This is a genomic window from Sphingomonas sp. (assembly GCF_040398505.1).
GTDB lineage: Bacteria > Pseudomonadota > Alphaproteobacteria > Sphingomonadales > Sphingomonadaceae > Sphingomonas.
Map to the genome: position 1 here is coordinate 5,396 of NZ_JBBATX010000126.1, position 1,486 is coordinate 6,881.

Consider the following 1,486-nt stretch of genomic DNA (forward strand, 5'->3'; position numbering starts at 1 on the left):
CGAGGGAGAAAGGGAAACCATGCCTCATCCCGACTATCAAACCGGCTTCGCCAACCACTTCGCGACCGAAGCCATCCCCGGCGCGCTCCCGGTCGGCCGCAACTCGCCGCAGCGCCCCGCCTTCGGCCTCTATGCCGAACAACTCAGCGGCACCGCTTTCACCGCGCCGCGCGCAGAAAACCGCCGCTCCTGGCTCTACCGCCTGCGCCCGAGCGCCGCACACCCCGCCTTCACCCGCTACGACGGCGCGCCGCTCTTCGCCCCCGGCCAGTCACAGGCACCGCTCGCCCCCAATCGCCTGCGCTGGGGCCCGCTCGACACGCAGGACGCCGACTGGCTCGACAGCCTCACCACGATGCTCGTCGCAGGCGACGGGCCCAAAACGCAAACCGGCGTCGCGATGCACCTCTACCGCTGCGCCAAGGACATGCAGAACCGCGCCTTCGCCTCGGCCGATGGCGAGCTGCTGATCCTGCCCGAACAAGGCGCGCTCACCTTCCTCACCGAACTCGGCCGCATCGATGTGAAGCCCGGTGAGATCGCGCTGATCCCGCGCGGCGTCCGCTTCCGCGTCACGCTCCCCGACGGCCCCGCGCGCGGTTATGTCGCCGAGAATCACGGGGCACGCTTCCGCCTCCCCGATCTCGGCCCGATCGGCGCCAACGGCCTCGCCAATCCGCGCGATTTCGAAACCCCGGTCGCGTGGTTCGAGGATGTCGAGGGCGACTATCAACTCGTCCAGAAATTCCTCGGCACGCTGTGGACCACCGACCTCGGCCGCTCGCCGCTCGATGTGGTCGCGTGGCACGGCAATTATGCGCCGTGGAAATATGACCTGACGCGCTTCAACACGATCGGCAGCATCAGCTTCGATCATCCCGACCCGTCGATCTTCACCGTCCTCACCTCGCCCAGCGACGTCCCCGGCACCGCCAACGTCGATTTCGTGATCTTCCCGCCGCGCTGGCTGGTCGGCGAGGACACGTTCCGCCCGCCCTGGTTCCACCGCAACACGATGAGCGAGTGTATGGGACTGCTCTACGGTGCCTATGACGCCAAGGCCGACGGCTTCGTCCCCGGCGCTTTGTCGCTGCACAATCAAATGAGCGGCCACGGCCCCGATGTCGCCAGCTGGCGGGGCGCGAGCAAGGCCGAGCTCAAGCCGCACAAGCTCGACGGCACGATGGCGTTCATGATCGAAAGTCGCTGGGTGTTCACCCCCACCGATTTCGCGCTCGAAACCAGCGCGCTGGACGCGGAGTACGATCAAGCATGGGACGGCTTTCCCAAGGCCGAGTTGCCCTGAATCCTTCTCCCCTTGGGAGAAGGTGGCGCGAAGCGCCGGATGAGGGCAGGGTTTCGAGGGCGTACTGCCCTCACCCTTCCGTCGCTGCGCTCCTCCCTCCCTCTCCCGATGGGAGAGGGAAATAGCTGATCCAAATCAACGCGATTCTTGCGGAACTTAGCGCCCGAAAACGCGTCTTAT

The 1,486-nt window shown here is 66.4% G+C and carries 1 protein-coding gene; it reads left to right on the forward strand.

Going from position 1 to position 1,486, the window contains the following annotated elements; genetic code table 11:
• Positions 1-19: 19 nt before the first annotated feature.
• Positions 20-1,306, forward strand: coding sequence for a homogentisate 1,2-dioxygenase (gene hmgA / locus ABWP09_RS12675; RefSeq protein ID WP_353205493.1), 1,287 nt, complete (start codon positions 20-22; stop codon positions 1,304-1,306).
• The last annotated feature ends 180 nt before the right edge of the window (positions 1,307-1,486 follow it).

Excerpts from the sequence above, each read along its gene's own strand:
- hmgA (WP_353205493.1), top strand. The coding sequence starts at position 20 with ATGCCTCATCCCGACTATCAAACCGGCTTCGCCAACCACTTCGCGACC.